This is a genomic window from Bariatricus sp. HCP28S3_D3, assembly GCF_052065755.1.
Lineage (GTDB): Bacteria > Bacillota > Clostridia > Lachnospirales > Lachnospiraceae > Allocoprococcus.
Genome location: NZ_JBQHTK010000006.1, coordinates 98,572 through 116,261, shown reverse-complemented (window position 1 = coordinate 116,261; position 17,690 = coordinate 98,572). Strand labels below are relative to the sequence as shown.

The window sequence follows — 17,690 nt, the reverse complement described above, 5'->3', positions numbered from 1 at the left end:
TCCTTTTTCATATAGTCCGGAACTAATTATAGCAGAAAAAAGGTATCAGTAAAACTACCGATACCTTTATACTATCTATTTATTTATCATGAATCATACAGTGAAGTTCCTGAAGGGATCTAACTTCTCCGCATCCCTGCTTCTTCATGGATTTGATTCCGCTTACGGTTGCCTTTGCTGCCGCAATTGTCGTCATGTACGGTACTTTCTTCTTGATTGCCGCTTTTCGCAGGTAGCTGTCATCCCAGATCCGGTCTTTTCCGATCGGGGTATTCACGATCAGATCGATCTTTCCGTTTGTGATCAGATCCAGCATGTTCGGTCTTCCTTCCTGCAGCTTGTTGATCATCTCCGCCTCGATTCCGTTTTCGCGAAGAAGTTCGCAGGTGTGTCTGGAAGCGATGATCTTGAAGCCGGTTTCTGTAAATTCACGTGCCAAATCGACAACTTCCGGTTTGTCCTTATCATTTACGGAGATCAGTACAGTGCCTTCCAGAGGAAGTCTGGTCTGGGTAGCTTCTTGTGCTTTGAAGAAGGCTTCTCCGTAAAATCTGGAGAGTCCGAGCACTTCTCCGGTAGACCGCATTTCAGGTCCGAGTACCGGGTCAACTTCCTGGAACATATTGAACGGGAATACGGCTTCTTTGACTCCGTAATACGGAATGTTCTGCTCTTTCAGTGCCGGTACCGGTGACGGTCTTCCGGTCAGTTCGGATGTCACGATATCGATGGCCAGCGGCACCATACGGATGTTGCATACTTTGGATACGAGCGGTACCGTACGGGATGCGCGAGGATTTGCTTCGAGCACATATACTTTGCCGTTCTCGATCGCATACTGCATATTCATAAGGCCGCGGACACCCATTTCTTCTGCGATCCTTCTGGTGTATTCCTTGATCGTCTGTACATTTTCTTCGGAAATGTATTTAGATGGAACGATACATGCAGAATCACCGGAGTGTACACCTGCAAGTTCGATGTGCTCCATAACTGCCGGAACAAATGCATGGGTTCCATCGCTGATTGCATCGGCTTCGCATTCGGTTGCATGTCCGAGAAAACGGTCGATCAGGATCGGTCTGTCCGGTGTCACACCGACTGCAGCCTGCATATATTCTACCATACTTTCTGCGTCATAAACGACTTCCATTCCACGTCCGCCGAGTACGTAGGAAGGACGTACCATTACCGGATAACCGATTTCTTCAGCAATAGCGAGTGCTTCGTCTACCGTAACCGCCATTCCGGATTCCGGCATCGGGATCTCAAGCTTCTCCATCATTGCACGGAACAAATCCCGGTCTTCTGCCATATCGATTACAGACGGAGCAGTTCCGAGAATCTTCACACCATTTTTCTCCAGGTCCGCAGCCAGGTTCAGCGGTGTCTGGCCTCCGAACTGTGCGATTACACCGACCGGTTTCTCTTTTTTGTAAATGCTGAGTACATCTTCCAGTGTAAGCGGCTCAAAATACAGCTTGTCAGAGGTATCATAATCCGTAGAAACAGTTTCCGGATTACAGTTGACAATGATCGTCTCAAATCCAAGCTTCTTCAGTGCAAGGGACGCATGTACACAGCAATAATCAAACTCAATTCCTTGTCCGATGCGGTTCGGTCCGCCGCCGAGGATCATGATCTTCGGCTTGTCATTATTTACCGGATTCTTATCTTCGGCATTGTAGGTGGAGTAGTAATATGCGCTGTCCTTGGTACCGCTTACATGAACGCCCTCCCATGCCTCTTCCACGCCGAGACTGATTCGCTTGTTCCGGATGTCTTCTTCCGGAACTTCCAGAATCTGGCTCAGATATTTATCGGAAAATCCATCTTTCTTTGCCGTGATCAGCGCTTCATCAGAAGGAAGCTGGCCTTTATTCTGCATCAAAGCCTCTTCCTCTTCCACGAGTTCCTTCATCTGCTCTATAAAATAATGTTTTACTTTCGTAATTTCATGAATTTCTTCTACTGTTGCACCTTTCCGGAGTGCCTCATACATCACAAAATGCCTTTCACTGGACGGAGTGATCAGAAGTCTCAGGAGTTCTTCTTTTGACTTGCTGTCGAAGTCTTTCGCATGCCCCAGTCCGTAGCGTCCTGTTTCCAGGCTTCGGATTGCTTTCTGGAACGCTTCTTTGTAAGTCTTACCGATACTCATGACTTCACCGACGGCGCGCATCTGGGTGCCCAGTTTATCTTCCACACCTTTGAATTTTTCAAATGCCCAGCGTGCGAATTTGATCACGACATAATCGCCGTCCGGTACGTATTTATCCAATGTGCCGTATTTTCCGCAAGGAATGTCTTTCAGCGTGAGGCCGGTTGCCAGCATTGCTGAAACAAGAGCGATCGGAAATCCGGTTGCTTTGGAAGCAAGCGCGGAAGAACGGGATGTTCTCGGGTTGATCTCAATGATAATGTCACGATCGGTCTTCGGATCATGTGCCCACTGCACGTTGGTTCCACCGATGACCTGGATGGATTCCACGATTTTATAGGACTTCTCCTGAAGACGTTTCTGAACTTCTTCGGAAATCGTAAGCATCGGTGCGGAACAGAATGAATCACCTGTATGGATACCCAGCGGGTCTATATTTTCTATAAAACATACGGTGATCATGTTATTCTCAGAGTCACGCACCACTTCCAGCTCTAATTCTTCCCAGCCGAGGATCGATTCTTCGACCAGCACCTGTCCTACAAGACTCGCCTGAAGGCCACGAGCACAGACCGTTTTCAATTCCTCTACATTGTATACAAGTCCGCCGCCGGAGCCGCCCATCGTATAAGCCGGACGAAGGACCACCGGATAACCAAGTTTATCAGCAATCGCAAGTGCTTCATCAACCGAATAGGCAACCTCACTTCTTGCCATCTCGATCCCAAGACCTTCCATTGTCTTCTTGAACTCGATACGGTCTTCCCCACGTTCTATTGCGTCTACCTGTACACCGATTACTTTTACATTATATTTATCAAGTATTCCTTTCTGTGAAAGCTCGGAACAAAGATTCAGTCCGGACTGTCCTCCAAGATTTGGGAGCAGTGCATCCGGTCTTTCCTTCGCAATGATCTGTTCCAGCCGTTCCACATTCAGCGGTTCAATATACGTAACATCCGCAATCTCCGGATCTGTCATAATTGTAGCCGGATTTGAATTAACAAGTACAATCTCATACCCCAGATTTCTGAGTGCCTTACATGCCTGTGTGCCTGAATAGTCAAACTCACACGCCTGTCCGATGATGATCGGCCCTGAACCGATGATCAGTACTTTATGGATGTCTTCCCTCTTTGACATACTCGTTTCCTCCTATATGTATCATTTTATTTTTGCCCAATCATATTATACATGAAACCATATAGGCTGGCAATGTAAAATCTTCAGTTGTTGCATAACGATAACAATATGTTCCAAGACAGAAAGAGAGATACAGATCTCTTTAAAACTGTACCTCTCTTTTATATGTTTCAATCGCAATGTTCAATTAGAAATCTACTTCTGTTCCGTAGTATGTACATGTCAGAAGTTTTTCCATTGCTTCCGGATCGATCGCTCTTGGGTTGGATCCTGTGCAGGCATCTCCAACTGCAAGCTCGGCAATCTTAGCAACTTTTTCTTTGAATTCTTCTTCATTGATTCCGAATTCTTTCAGAGTCTTCGGGATATTCAGTTTGACGTTAAATGCATCGATCTTTTCACATAAGCTGTTAATCAGAGCTTTTTCAGAGGTTCCCGGAAGTCCCATTCTGCGTGCTATTTCTGCATAGCGTCCTGCTGCGACTTTGTCATGTGCATTGTATTTGATTACATACGGCAGATAAATTGCATTTGCACATCCGTGTGGAATATGTCCTGTTGAGAATGCAGCACCTGTCTTATGTGCCATAGAATGTACGATACCAAGTAAAGCATTGGAAAATGCCATACCTGCAAGGCACTGTGCATAATGCATCTGTTCTCTGGCATCCATATCACAGTTGTAAGAAGCCGGAAGATAATCAAACACCATTTCAATTGCCTGAAGCGCAAGTGGGTCTGTAAAAGGTCCGTTCAATGTAGATACATAGGCTTCGATAGCATGGGTAAGTGCATCCATACCTGTGTAAGCAACCTGTTTAACAGGAAGTTTTTCAACAAGTTCCGGATCAACGATTGCAACGTCCGGTGTAATATTGAAGTCAGCAAGCGGATATTTCACGCCTGTCTGATAGTTGGTAATTACAGAGAATGCTGTTACTTCTGTAGCAGTTCCGGATGTTGTCGGGATAGCACAGAATTTTGCTTTCTGTCTTAATTCCGGGAAATTAAACGGAATGCAAAGCTCTTCAAATGTCGTATCCGGATATTCATAGAATGCCCACATTGCTTTTGCAGCATCGATCGGAGAACCTCCGCCCATGGATACGATCCAGTCCGGCTCGAATTCGCGCATAACTTCTGCGCCTTTCATAACGGTTTCTACAGACGGATCCGGCTCCACACCCTCAAACAGTCTGACTTCCATGCCTGCTTCTTTTAAATAACTTACAGCTTTATCAAGGAAGCCCTGGCGTTTCATAGAACCTCCGCCTACTACAAGGATGGCTTTTTTCCCTTTTAAGTTCTTCAGTTCTGCCAGACAGCCCTTTCCATGGTATACATCTCTTGGTAAAGTAAATCTGCTCATTATTAGCATCTCCTTTTCTTTGTTAATATTTTAACCATATTATATATCTGTTAAATATTTAACGCAATAAGAATAACTAAAATAATTGTACTAAATTCAATACAAAATTGGTAGGAATTTATGCGTTCAAGATGATTTCTGCTACTTCTGCAGTTGTCTTGGCAATATAGTCCGCTCCGGCTTCTTCCAGTTCTTTCCGGTCACCGTACCCGTATAAGACCCCCATACAGGATAATCCGTTTTCTTTTGCTCCTAGGACATCGTGCTCCCGGTCTCCGACCATAAGTACCTGATGCTTTTCTTCTTCCGTGATTTCTAACGTATTCAGCGCATATCGGATCACATCAGCTTTCCGGATACGCGCCTCATCCATGGTTGCGCCACACACGCAGGCATAGTCCCCGGTAAATCCGAAATGCTCTGCAATTCTTCTCGCAAACGGTTCCGGTTTCGAAGTTGCCACTGCCAATATGAGTCCTTGTTCCTTCAATCTTTTTATACTCTCATCAAATCCGTCATATACAGAATTTTCAAAGATACCTTTTTCTGTATAATATTCTCGATAATACCTGACAGCTTTCGCGGCATCTTCTTCACTCATTCCATAGTATTTCATCATCGAATCGGTGAGTGGCGGACCGATAAATCTTTTTAATTTTTCTCTGTCTTTTTCCTCATACCCCATTTTCTCCAACGCATACGCCACCGAATTCATGATTCCAGGACCGGATTCTGTAATCGTCCCGTCCAGATCAAATAAAATATATTTAAACTTCATTCTTTTCCTCTTTCCTGCTCGGTACTTTCAATTTCTTTAATTCTTCTTTTTCCTCTTGAGAAACCCGGTAGGATTCTCTTATTTTCTGGATTGCTTTATTCTGTGTAAATGTATCCAGATGATTGTGCTCCAGAAATGCTCTGGTTTTTTCGGGGAATTTCACATAGCACATGGAAATCGCCCAGGCAACTGCCATTTTTACATAATATCCTTCATGTTGAATCTTATCAAAGATTTTCAACAAACGATCTATGTATTCCTCATTTATAAAATAATCCATAAGCCCAACAACACCGAAACGGATGCTGAACTCGGTACCCTCCTCGACTTTCTGCCGCAGATAAGAATACCATATTTCTGGTTTTTTCTGCATGAATTTGTAAGTGCTCATGCAGCTGTCACAGACGGCCCAGTTATCGATCTCGGGTACAAACCGGTTCAGATACTGCATTCTTTCTTCATCATCCATCTTTGCGTACCCGATGATCATACCACGGATCATCACTTCCTCGTAGGTGTCAGGGCAACACTTCTCTAAATAATTTCTCCAATCCTCTTTAGCGGCACTTCTTGCAATTTTACGCAGCTCGGGAATGCGTACTCCCATAATATTTTCTGTTCCCGGCACCAGTCCCGAATGAAATTCCCTGTACTTTGGATCTGCTTTTTCAAGAAGTTCCGATTTTATTCTTTCCGATAAATTGTCCATTATACTCACCTTGTAAAAAATGAGCCTCTCTTTTGGAGAGAGACTCATTTGATCACGATTATGAATCATTCAGATTATTTGTTTGAAAGGAATTCGTGAATACCTTTTGCTCCTGCTTTACCAGCACCCATTGCAAGGATAACAGTTGCTGCACCTGTAACAGCATCACCGCCGGCATAAACACCTTCTTTGGAGGTCTTTCCGGTTTCTTCATCTGCTACGATACATTTCCACTTGTTAACTTCCAGACCTTCTGTTGTAGAAGAAATCAACGGGTTCGGAGAAGTACCAAGTGACATGATAACTGTGTCAACATCGATCACAAATTCAGAACCTTCTACAGCTACCGGGCGTCTTCTTCCGGATGCATCCGGCTCACCAAGTTCCATACGTACACACTTGATTCCTTTTACCCATCCGTCTTCTTCAAGGATCTCTACCGGATTAGTAAGAAGATCAAACTGAACACCTTCTTCTTTTGCATGATGTACTTCTTCTACTCGTGCCGGAAGTTCTTCTTCAGAACGACGGTAAACGATATGTACTTCTGCGCCAAGACGAAGTGCTGTTCTTGCAGCATCCATTGCTACGTTACCACCACCGACTACAGCAACTTTCTTTCCTGCTACAATCGGAGTATCGTAAGAATCATCAAACGCCTTCATAAGGTTACTTCTTGTCAGGTACTCATTTGCTGAGAACACGCCGTTCGCGTTTTCTCCTGGAATACCCATGAATTTCGGAAGACCTGCTCCTGAACCGATGAATACTGCTTCAAATCCTTCATCTTCGATTAACTGATCGATCGTTGTAGATTTGCCGATTACAACGTTGGATTCGAATTTAACACCGAGCTCTTTCACTTTATCGATTTCTTTAGCAACAACTTTCTGTTTCGGAAGACGGAATTCCGGAATACCATATACCAGTACACCGCCCAGTTCATGAAGTGCTTCAAATACAGTTACATCGTAACCTAATTTAGCAAGGTCGCCGGCACAGGTAAGACCTGCTGGACCGGAGCCGATTACAGCTACTTTGTGTCCGTTCTTGACTTCTGCTCCAACCGGTTTGATATCATGTTCCAGCGCATAGTCAGCTACGAAACGCTCCAGTTTACCGATTGAGATCGGCTCACCTTTGATACCGCGGATACATTTACCTTCACACTGTGATTCCTGAGGACATACACGTCCGCAAACAGCCGGAAGTGCGGAAGACTGTCCGATAATCTTATAAGCTTCCTCAATATTGCCTTCTTTTACTTCGTGAATGAATCCAGGAATATTGATTCCTACCGGACATCCCTTTACACACTGTGCATTCTTACAGTTGATACAACGGGAAGCTTCTGCTGTAGCTTCTTCCTGATTATATCCATAACATACTTCTTCAAAATTTGTTGCACGTACCTTCGGATCCTGTTCTCTTACAGGTACTTTCTTTAATACGTCTGCCATTATTCGTCACCTCCGCAATGACCGCATCCACCGTGATGTGTGTCACCTTCCTGTAATTTTAACAATGCTCTGCCTTCTTCAGTCTTGTACATCTGCTGTCTCTTCATTGCTTCGTCAAAGTTTACAAGATGTCCGTCAAATTCCGGTCCGTCTACGCATGCGAACTTGATCTCATCACCAACATGCAGACGACATGCGCCGCACATTCCTGTACCGTCTACCATGATCGGATTCATACTTACAATGGTAGGAATCTCCAGTTTCTTGGTAAGCAGGCAGACAAATTTCATCATGATCATCGGTCCGATTGCTACACAAACGTCATACTTATTGCCTTCTTCGATCAGTTTTTCGATCTTGGTTGTTACCATTCCGGCATGTCCGTATGTTCCGTCATCTGTACATGGATAATAATTTCCGGCAACGGCTTCCATTTCTTTCTCAAGAATCAGCATGTCCTTTGTCTTTGCTCCGACAATAACATCTACATCGATTCCGTGTGCTTTCATCCACTTAACCTGCGGATAAACAGGTGCAGCACCTACACCACCGGCAACAAATAAGATTTTCTTATTCTTCAGGCTTTCCAGATCTTCTTTTACAAATTCTGATGGGCATCCAAGCGGACCTGTGAAATCTCTGAAATAATCCCCTTCTTTTAATGATGCCATCTTCTCTGTAGAAGCGCCAACTGACTGGAATACAATCGTGATGGTTCCTGCTTCTCTGTCGTAATCGCAAATCGTAAGCGGAATTCTTTCCCCTTTGTCATCCATCTTAACGATTACAAACTGCCCCGGTTCACAATGCTTTGCAACACGAGGAGCTTCAACATCCATAAGATAAATCTTATCAGCTAATTTTTCAGCTTTTGTTATCTTGTACATTGCTTATGCCTCCTAATTGTTTTACTCTCTTTATGATAAATTATAAACAATTAAATATCAAGTACTTCTTCTACTTTTATTCTGATAAAATCAACTCATATTTTCGAATCGTGACATCGCTGATCCGTCCTTTTTTATTTACAAGCACTGCTTTAAAGGTAATACTTCCCTCAGGCATCGTGATCGGACCTGTATACTTCACCGTAGTGGAAGACGATGGATCCGGATCACTTCCATCCGTCGTATAATAACCTTCATAGTTTTCAGGTACCACGATTTCAATGCTTTGCACGGTATCATACGATCCCGTTGACGGCGTCACAGACGGCGCATCTTCAATCGGAAACTCGATCGTGTAGGTCTTCCTGGCAACCAGACTGGGAATTCCTTTTTCGTTTACGGAAATTGCTCTGATCTCCGTTACTCCTTCGTCAAGCCGAATCGGTTCCGTATACTTCAGACTATTCTGAGTCGGATCGGTTCCATCGGTCGTATAGTAGATGGCCGTTCCTGTGCCGGTAAGTTCCAATGCCTGAATTTCTTCATATTCTTTCATCTCATCCAGACTGTATTCCGGTTCTTCCGAAATATAATCACTACATGCTGAGAGAACCTGTTCACTTGTACACTGATCAAGAAGAACGGACACCTTCATCTTCTGATCCGTATCTATGTAGAATTGAATCGCTTTTTGATAAATTTCCGTGTTCGAAGGCTGTTCTTTGAGTGCATTCAGAAAAACCTTTTCTCCGCTTTCTGTATCATTCTGTGCCAGATAGACCTTCGCAAGTCCTTCATAGGCCTCACCACGCTTCTCATTTTTAGAAACAGCCTTTTCAAAGCAAAGAAGTGCCTCCTTGTATTTGCCGTTTTCCAACATCCGGTAGCCTTTATTCACTTTACCGGTATAAGAATTCAAATATACAATTACACCGACGATCAAAGCCAGGATAACCCCGGAAAATAAAATGATTCGTTTTCGGATTTTCTTTTTCTTTGCAATCTGTTTCTTTCGTTCTATTCTCTTCTTTCGCTCTCTGAGTTCTTCCGGAGTCAAATTACCGCTACGACCTTTTCCCGTATTTCTGCGAGGATTGGCTTTCCCGCTGCTTACCTGACCGGCTGAAGTTCTCTCCGAGGTACTCCTTCTTCCGTCCCTTGCGTGTCCTACCGGATCAAATGATTCCGTTACAGCACCTTTTACCTGAGCTGCGAGTACGTCATCAAGCGGATTATAGTCAGGCACGATTTGTATTTCCCGGCCGCATCGGGGACAGATCAGACGATCGTCCGAGATTTGCGCTCCACAGTTCATACATTTCATTGTCTTTCGTCTCCTTCCGTTTTTCTAAACGTATTCTTCTATATATTGTTCAAATTCTTCCATCGACATCAGCACTTTTCTTGGTTTTGTTCCTTCTTCCTCGCCTACAACCCCGGCTTCTGCAAGCTGATCCATAATTCGTGCTGCACGGTTAAATCCAATCTTGAATATTCTTTGAAGCATGCCGATCGATGCTTTATCTTTCTCAATAATAAATTTGCCTGCTTCCACGAAATAAACATCCCGGTCATCCGCTCCTCCGGATGCCTGAGCAGCCGACGGATTCAGATTAACGTGGTTCTGGATATCTTCGTTGTAAGTGATCTTGCCACTGTTTTCTTTCAGATACTCGACAACATTCTGTACTTCTTTGTCAGAAACAAATGCTCCCTGAACACGCACAGGTTTCTGATATCCTGCCGGATAGAAAAGCATATCACCTTTTCCGAGAAGTTTCTCTGCCCCGTTCATGTCAATAATCGTTCTGGAATCGACCCCCGATGAGACGGAAAATGCGATTCTTGACGGCATATTTGCTTTGATCAGACCGGTAATGACATTAACCGATGGTCTCTGTGTCGCAAGTACCAGATGGATTCCGGCTGCACGTGCAAGCTGGGCAAGACGGCAGATCGATTCTTCCACATCTCCTGGTGCAACCATCATGAGATCTGCAAGCTCATCTACGATAATCACGATCTGCGGCATCTTCTGCGGCTTATCAGGATCGTCAATATCTTTGATATTTTCTACTCTGTCATTGAAACCTTTGATATCTCTTACATTGTATTCAGCAAAAAGCTGATACCGCTTATTCATTTCTGCAACCGCCCAATTCAGCGCACCTGCCGCTTTCTTGGGATCCGTTACAACCGGGATCAGAAGATGCGGAATCCCGTTATAGACACTTAGTTCTACTACTTTCGGGTCTACCATAATCAGTTTTACTTCATCCGGTTTTGCTTTATAAAGAATACTCATGATCAATGTATTGATACAGACGGATTTTCCGGAACCGGTTGCTCCTGCTACAAGAAGATGCGGCATTTTCGCAATATCAGACACAACAACCTTTCCGGCAATGTCCCGACCTGTAGCAAATGCAATTTTTGATTTATTCTTTTTAAACTCATCAGACTCCAGCAGATCACGCAGCATGACTGTAGAATTTTCCTTATTCGGAACTTCGATTCCAACCGCCGCTTTTCCCGGGATCGGTGCTTCTATTCGGATATCGGCAGCAGCAAGATTCAGCTTGATATCATCGGCCAAGCCAACGATTTTACTGACTTTCACGCCCATTTCCGGCTGCAGTTCATATCTGGTAACAGAAGGTCCACAGCTGATGTTCGTAATTGTAACATTGACCCCAAATGTCTGGAGTGTCTTCTGAAGCTTCATGGCAGTCTCTCTAAGATGCTTATCGGAATCCCCGCCGCTTCCTGATCCCTTCTTAAGAAGAGAAATGGGTGGGAAGCTGTACTCTTTCGGCATCTGTGTCTGTGATATGATTTGTTCCACATCCGCTGTTTCTTTCGAGACATCTGCCTTCATTTTTGATGAATTGCGTTTATTCTGAGGAACATCCGCCGTATGATCCTGAGCTGTGATTCTTTCTGAAACAGTCTCCGGCTGTGTTTTCCCGGATGCTGCCTTTGCTTCTTCCATCGCATCTTTCAGGAAATCCGGGACATGCTCAGCCGGATTTACAGACGGTTCCGGTTCGGGCTCCGGTTTCAACTCTACTGCAGAAAGCGGCATTGCACGGTTAATTACAACATCGTCAAGTGCAATCTGACCAGTCTGCTCCATTATATGCTTCGCTGCTGCCTCTTCCGCCCCTGCAATCACCGTGTTAACATCTTGTTTCGAACGCTTTGTTGCTTTCACTCTCGATGTGCGTTTTTTCTGTTCTTTCTTATCGGTTTCCGATTCGGTTTTCGGCTCTTCCAGCTTCCTGTCCAGTGTGGTATTAAACGACACACCGGAGACTTGGTGATCCATCCGCTTCTGTTCCCTTTCCTGTTCGCGAATCTGCTCCTTCTGCATCTTCTTCTCGATAGATTCTTCTCTGTGACGCTGCATATCTTCACGCGCGCGGTCATAAGCCTTCTCGCTTCCCTTTCTCACTCCGCGTAAAACAGAGCGTTCTGTGATCAACACAATGCAGATGATCATCAGAATCACTACGACAACATATGTACCGGCCACTCCGATCGCAGGCACCATCAGATCTGCAATACCTTCACCAATCAGTCCGCCTCTGTCATTCAGAAGCTGGAGAAGCACACACAACAGAATTGTAAGTACGGCGGCGGCCGATATTTTTATATATGCAACCGAATTTCCTCTATTAGAAACCACAAAAGCAACTCCGCAAAATAACAGGATCGGGAATACATACGCCATCCATCCGATATATTTCTGCATCACTCCAGCGATCTTCGCTCCGACAAATCCTGCCAGCCCGAAATTACTGATTACAAGGAGAATACTCACTGCCAATGTCACCCAAATCAAAATCTCTCCTGCAATAAAACTGTTCTGAGAGGCAGCTGCAGCTGTTTTTGTCTTTTTTGCTCCCCCGGTATTCCCTGTTTTCTTTTTTGTCTGACTTCTCCCCTTCGATTTAGAAGAGGTGGAAGTCCTTGACGTTTTTTTCTTTCCCTCTGTTTTTGAAGCCATAAAACTTCCCCCTTATCAAATATACCCCTTTTATCTTTGCCGGTTTAATAATCGGCTGATTTTATACATACTATACTATTATAGCATTAGCCGCCGTTCGTGTCATTACTTAATTTTCATCAGACTTTTTTTGTTTTTCCCGGATCATTTCATGCAATTTTTTCAAAGCCTGACTGATTCCGCCTACTTCATCAATGAGACCTTCTCTCACGGCCTGCTCTCCGTCGAGCATCGTACCTACATCTTTTACCAATTGTGTCGGATCCAGCATCAGTTCTTCAATGCGTTCCTGACTCATCTTTGAGTGGGCAGCCAGAAATCCGGTAATCCGATCCTGCGTCTTCTCCATATTTCGAAGGCTCTGCATGACACCGATAAACATACCGCTGGTTCTGACTGGATGAATGATCATGGTGCCACTCGGAACAATGAAAGAATAATCCGCCGAAACCGCCAGTGGCCCTCCAATAGAATGACAGCCGCCAAGTACCAGCGAAACGGTCGGTTTACTGAGGGAAGCTATCATTTCTGCAATGGCTAATCCTGCCTCCACATCACCTCCGAGTGTATTAAGAAGGATCAGTACTCCGTCAACTTCCTCACTATTTTCGATCTGGGCCAGCTTAGGTAGAAGATGTTCATATTTGGTTGCCTTCGTATTTCCGGACACCGCTTCATGTCCTTCAACTTCTCCTATCACCGTCAGAAGTTCAATTCGGTGTGCATGACCTTCTTCAAGCGGAAGTGTTCCCATTTCCCGGATATGAATGTCTTCCTCCGATAGATTTTCCGGTTCTTTCTTGTCATTTGCCTCTGTCTCACTCATGTTGGATCGCTTACGTATCTGATATTCTTTCACATCACTGTCTTCCATTATTGCTCCCTCTCTTTCTATACACATTTCATTCAGAACACGGTTCTCTGCAAATAAAAGTATGCACAGGGGAAGGAAATACTATACTCAAAAATGGTTCGCGGGATCATTTTTCTCATCTGCATGGCAACAAAAAGGGAGACTGCTTTTTCACAATCTCCCTAAATCATTTTATTAACTATACTGCTTCCAGTGCCTGTTTCAGGTCATCAATAATATCGTCAATATTTTCAATGCCCACACTGAAACGGATCAGATCCGGCTGTACTCCTGCTTCCAGAAGTTCTTTATCATTCATCTGACGATGTGTATGGCTTGCCGGATGAAGAACACAACTTCTCGCATCTGCGACATGAGTCACAATCGCAATCATCTTAAGACTGTCCATCATCTTCACAGCTGCATCGCGACCACCTTTCAGACCGAATGTAATGACACCGCAAGTACCGTTTGGCATATATTTCTTGGCAAGATCATAATATTTATCACCTTCCATAGATGGGCAGTTCACCCATGCAACTTTTTCCTGGCTCTTCAGGAACTCAGCAGCCTTCAGCGCATTTTCGCAATGTCTGGGCATACGAAGATGCAGTGTCTCCAGGCCGATATTAAGAAGAAACGCATTCTGCGGTGACTGGATAGATCCAAGATCTCGCATCATCTGGGAAGTCGCTTTTGTAATGTATGCTCCTTTACCGAAACGCTCCGTATAAACCAGCCCATGATATGTCTCATCCGGAGTGGTAAGTCCCGGGAACTTATCCGCATATTTTGTCCAGTCAAAGTTACCGCTGTCAACGATCGCACCGCCGACACAGGATGCATGACCATCCATATATTTGGTGGTGGAATGTGTAACAATATCCGCGCCCCATTCAAACGGGCGGCAGTTGATCGGTGTTGCAAATGTATTATCAACGATCAGCGGGACTCCATGTGCATGTGCTGCTTTGGCAAATTTTTCAATATCCAGTACAGTAAGTGCCGGATTGGCAATCGTCTCACCGACAACAGCTTTCGTGTTCTCCCGGAAAGCCACATCAAGTTCTTCCGGTGTGCAGTCCGGATCAACGAAAGTTGCCTGGATGCCCATCTTGCGGATGGTATGTGCATAAAGATTGTATGTACCGCCATATACAGCAGAAGAACAGATAATATGATCTCCTGCTTCCGCAATATTCATGATTGCGTAGAAATTTGCCGCCTGTCCGGATGACGTTAGCATCGCTGCATATCCGCCCTCCATATCACAGATCTTTGCTGCGACAGCATCATTGGTTGGATTCTGCAGCCTTGTGTAGAAATATCCGGAAGCTTCCAGATCAAACAATTTTCCCATCTGATCGCTGTCGTCATATTTAAATGTTGTACTTTGATAAATCGGCAGAACACGCGGTTCGCCGTTCTTCGGTGTATATCCTGATTGAATACACTTCGTCTCCATTCTGTAATCGCTCATGTTGAGTCCCCCTAAGAATATAAGTATTTTGTCTTCAGAGTGCGTACCATATCGGTGTACACTTCCTTACACTCTGCCGGTTTTCCATCCTCTATCAGCCTGACACATGGCTCAAGATACTGTTTCCAGATTTCCAGATAAACCTCTCCCGCATCTGTGCTGCGTCCAAGCCTCTTAACAATAGTCGGCGCTATATCATAGTATTCTCGAATGATCTGCATACCACCTTCGGAATTTGCCAGATATCCGTCACGGTAATTTCTCAGTGTTTCCAGTTCATAACAATGATCCGGCTTGCCGAGGCCCTCACAGACTGCAGTGGTTATATAGCACATCCGTGCTTTGAATCCGCCCTCAATATCTTCATATGATGATTTGCCAAGATCCATCTCCAGCCCGTTATCGTTCCACAAAACAATCATACGGTCTACGACTTTCTCACACACAGGTGTCCTGCCGTAACGCATCATCGGGATAATGAAAGACACCATTCCCATATTGTAATTCATCAGAATTTGTTCTTTCTTACGTTTGGATCCGGCTTTTTCCAGAATCTGATGCATGGCATCGGGAATCACGGACGCTACCTCTTCCACCGCCTCATCCGGATTATCAGCTTCTGCACACTCCCGTTCAATTGCATCAAAAAGGGGCTTGAATTCCTCATATTTGCTCTGGAACAAATCAGAATATGTACGTTTGTTAAATTCCTTCGCAAGAGGAACAGCCAGTTTGAACAATCTCTCCAGTTCTTCCTTCGTGTTATGAGTCATATCTGATTCCTCCGTTCCGGAATTATTCTTCCCAGTTGTGGTACACTTCCTGCACGTCGTCATCATCCTCAAGAAGATCTAAGGTCTTCTGAATATTTTTGATATCTTCTTCACTTTCCAGTGTCACCCATGTCTGCGGGATCATGGTCACTTCCGCACTTGCCATCGGGATTCCTGCTTCCTCAAGTGCAAGACGGACCTCACTGAAATCATCCGGTGAAGTAAGGATCTCAAAGCTGTCTTCTTCCTCTGAGAAATCTTCTGCACCTGCATCCAGTGCCTGCATCATCAGATCATCCGCATCCAGTTCACATTCTTCCTTATCGATAATGATCTGTCCCTTCTTGTCAAACATGAAGGAAACGCAGCCGGAGGTTCCGATATTGCCTTTTCCTTTCGTAAAAGCGCTTCGTACATTTGACGCGGTACGGTTACGATTGTCAGTCAGCGCATCGACAATGATTGCTGTACCGTTCGGGCCATATCCTTCATAAACGATATGTTCATAATTGTTCGCGTCTCCATCTCCCGCTGCTTTCTTGATGCTTCGTTCGATATTGTCATTCGGCATATTATTTGCCTTTGCTTTTGCTATTGCATCTCGAAGTCTGCTGTTATTTGCAGGATCAGCTCCGCCGCCTTCCTTTACAGCAACTGCAATCTCACGGCCGATCTTCGTAAAGATTTTTCCCTTCGCAGCATCATTTTTTTCTTTTTTATGCTTGATATTCGCAAACTTTGAATGTCCAGACATTGTATTTACCTCTCTGTTCGTATAGTATTCACTAAAATATTAATCATTTTATTTTAGCACTCTTTTCGGTTCCTGACAAGAACCAACTGTTACTTCATCTTCATAATCCGTACTTTGCGGATGGTATTGTTATCAACTGACAGTACCTGGAACACATATCCTTCAAATTGTACCGTGCATTTTTCGTCTTCAGAGGGAATTCTGTCAAGGCAATCGATCAGATAACCATTGATCGTGTCATAATCCTCTTCTTCAAAATTAATGCCCAGTATTTCTTCCAGATCTTCAAGCTGTGCCATTCCGTCTACGATATATGTACCGTCCGGCTGACTTGTGATCAGCTCCTCTTCTTCATCATATTCATCCTGAATATTGCCGACGATCTCTTCGATGATATCTTCCATCGTAACAATTCCTACGGTCTGTCCGTATTCATCGAGAACGATGACCATATGCCGTTTGTCTTTCTGCATCTGCTGAAACAACTTATCGATACTTTTTGTCTCAGGGACAAAGCTTACCGGCCGGATGATCTCTTTCAGATCCTTGATCCGGACATTTCTTAAAGAATCATCCAGATAACATTTCATGGCATCTCTGAGATGGACGATCCCGATAATATTGTCAATATCCTCCTCATAGACCGGAAACCTGGAATTATTCTCTTCAAGAATAAATCTGATTGCATCTGAAAGTGTTGTATTTCCGTCCAGGCCCACAATATTTTTACGATGGGTCATGATATCTTTTGCTTCAGAATCCATATATCCGAAAACATTACAGATCATCTTCATTTCGCGCTTTGCAAGAACACCTTTCTGATAGCCTTCCTCAATCTTCTCTATAATTTCTTCAGCCACCCGCTCCTGATCTTCATTTTCCGAAAAGACTCTTCTCATTTTCTGAAGTAAACTATTGCCTTCTTCCATAATTATTTCAGTTTCTCCTTTACTATGTATGAAGCATCAGACTGACACACAATGCCTCATCAACTTTTCTCATCAGTTCCCGGTCCACATGACAGACTAAATCTTTCAGTCGCTGCTTGTCGATTGTGCGTATCTGCTCCAGCAGGACTACAGAATCCTTCACGATTTTGTACCGTCCCGAATCGATTTCAACATGTGTAGGCAGTTTTGCCTTATTCATTCGGGATGTTATAGCTGCACAAATCACAGTTGGGCTGTGCCTGTTGCCTATATCGTTCTGGATGATCAGCACCGGACGGATGCCTCCTTGTTCTGAGCCGACTACCGGACTTAAATCTGCATAATAGATATCTCCACGTCTTACCTGCACTTCATTCACTCTCCG

Annotated in this window: 14 protein-coding genes; all 14 read right to left on the bottom strand. The window is 44.3% G+C overall.

The features are described from left to right. Window positions 1-79: 79 nt before the first annotated feature. On the bottom strand, window positions 80-3,304 hold the full coding sequence (carB, locus tag ACTNB3_RS06925) for a carbamoyl-phosphate synthase large subunit (RefSeq protein ID WP_427819811.1): 3,225 nt from the start codon (window positions 3,302-3,304) through the stop codon (window positions 80-82). 187 nt (window positions 3,305-3,491) lie between these two features. Beyond that, complete coding sequence (locus tag ACTNB3_RS06920; RefSeq protein ID WP_427806517.1) at window positions 3,492-4,673, bottom strand: iron-containing alcohol dehydrogenase; 1,182 nt, start codon at window positions 4,671-4,673, stop codon at window positions 3,492-3,494. Between the two features lie 118 nt (window positions 4,674-4,791). Further along, window positions 4,792-5,451 (bottom strand): HAD family hydrolase, encoded by a 660-nt coding sequence (locus ACTNB3_RS06915; RefSeq protein WP_427819810.1) that lies wholly within the window; start codon window positions 5,449-5,451, stop codon window positions 4,792-4,794. Then, a complete protein-coding gene (locus tag ACTNB3_RS06910) occupies window positions 5,441-6,160 on the bottom strand; it encodes a DNA alkylation repair protein (protein WP_427806515.1) in 720 nt (239 codons plus the stop codon). Before ACTNB3_RS06910 ends, ACTNB3_RS06915 begins: the two co-directional genes overlap by 11 nt. 74 nt (window positions 6,161-6,234) lie before the next feature. After that, entirely contained in the window at window positions 6,235-7,620 is a 1,386-nt protein-coding gene (gltA, locus tag ACTNB3_RS06905; RefSeq protein ID WP_427806514.1) for an NADPH-dependent glutamate synthase, read from the bottom strand. Next, complete coding sequence (locus ACTNB3_RS06900; protein ID WP_427806513.1) at window positions 7,620-8,507, bottom strand: sulfide/dihydroorotate dehydrogenase-like FAD/NAD-binding protein; 888 nt, start codon at window positions 8,505-8,507, stop codon at window positions 7,620-7,622. Before ACTNB3_RS06900 ends, gltA begins: the two co-directional genes overlap by 1 nt. A gap of 76 nt (window positions 8,508-8,583) precedes the next feature. Continuing rightward, window positions 8,584-9,831: an FN3 associated domain-containing protein gene (locus ACTNB3_RS06895; RefSeq protein WP_441024875.1), complete on the bottom strand. Its 1,248-nt coding sequence runs from the start codon at window positions 9,829-9,831 to the stop codon at window positions 8,584-8,586. Between the two features lie 24 nt (window positions 9,832-9,855). Continuing rightward, entirely contained in the window at window positions 9,856-12,516 is a 2,661-nt protein-coding gene (locus ACTNB3_RS06890) for a DNA translocase FtsK 4TM domain-containing protein (RefSeq protein ID WP_441024873.1), read from the bottom strand. 109 nt (window positions 12,517-12,625) lie between these two features. Next, on the bottom strand, window positions 12,626-13,270 hold the full coding sequence (locus tag ACTNB3_RS06885) for a ClpP family protease (protein WP_427806612.1): 645 nt from the start codon (window positions 13,268-13,270) through the stop codon (window positions 12,626-12,628). Window positions 13,271-13,568: 298 nt separating this feature from the next. Continuing rightward, window positions 13,569-14,849: an O-acetylhomoserine aminocarboxypropyltransferase/cysteine synthase family protein gene (locus tag ACTNB3_RS06880; protein ID WP_441024871.1), complete on the bottom strand. Its 1,281-nt coding sequence runs from the start codon at window positions 14,847-14,849 to the stop codon at window positions 13,569-13,571. An 11-nt stretch (window positions 14,850-14,860) separates the two neighbouring features. Further along, the gene (locus ACTNB3_RS06875) at window positions 14,861-15,622 is read right to left on the bottom strand and encodes a CFI-box-CTERM domain-containing protein (RefSeq protein WP_441024870.1); all 762 of its coding nucleotides are present in this window, start codon (window positions 15,620-15,622) and stop codon (window positions 14,861-14,863) included. Window positions 15,623-15,644: 22 nt separating this feature from the next. Continuing rightward, a complete protein-coding gene (locus ACTNB3_RS06870; RefSeq protein WP_427806508.1) occupies window positions 15,645-16,376 on the bottom strand; it encodes a YebC/PmpR family DNA-binding transcriptional regulator in 732 nt (243 codons plus the stop codon). Between the two features lie 89 nt (window positions 16,377-16,465). Next, a complete protein-coding gene (locus ACTNB3_RS06865; RefSeq protein ID WP_427819805.1) occupies window positions 16,466-17,305 on the bottom strand; it encodes a hemolysin family protein in 840 nt (279 codons plus the stop codon). A 22-nt stretch (window positions 17,306-17,327) separates the two neighbouring features. Then, on the bottom strand, window positions 17,328-17,675 hold the full coding sequence (locus tag ACTNB3_RS06860) for a type II toxin-antitoxin system PemK/MazF family toxin (RefSeq protein WP_427806611.1): 348 nt from the start codon (window positions 17,673-17,675) through the stop codon (window positions 17,328-17,330). Between the last annotated feature and the right edge of the window lie 15 nt (window positions 17,676-17,690).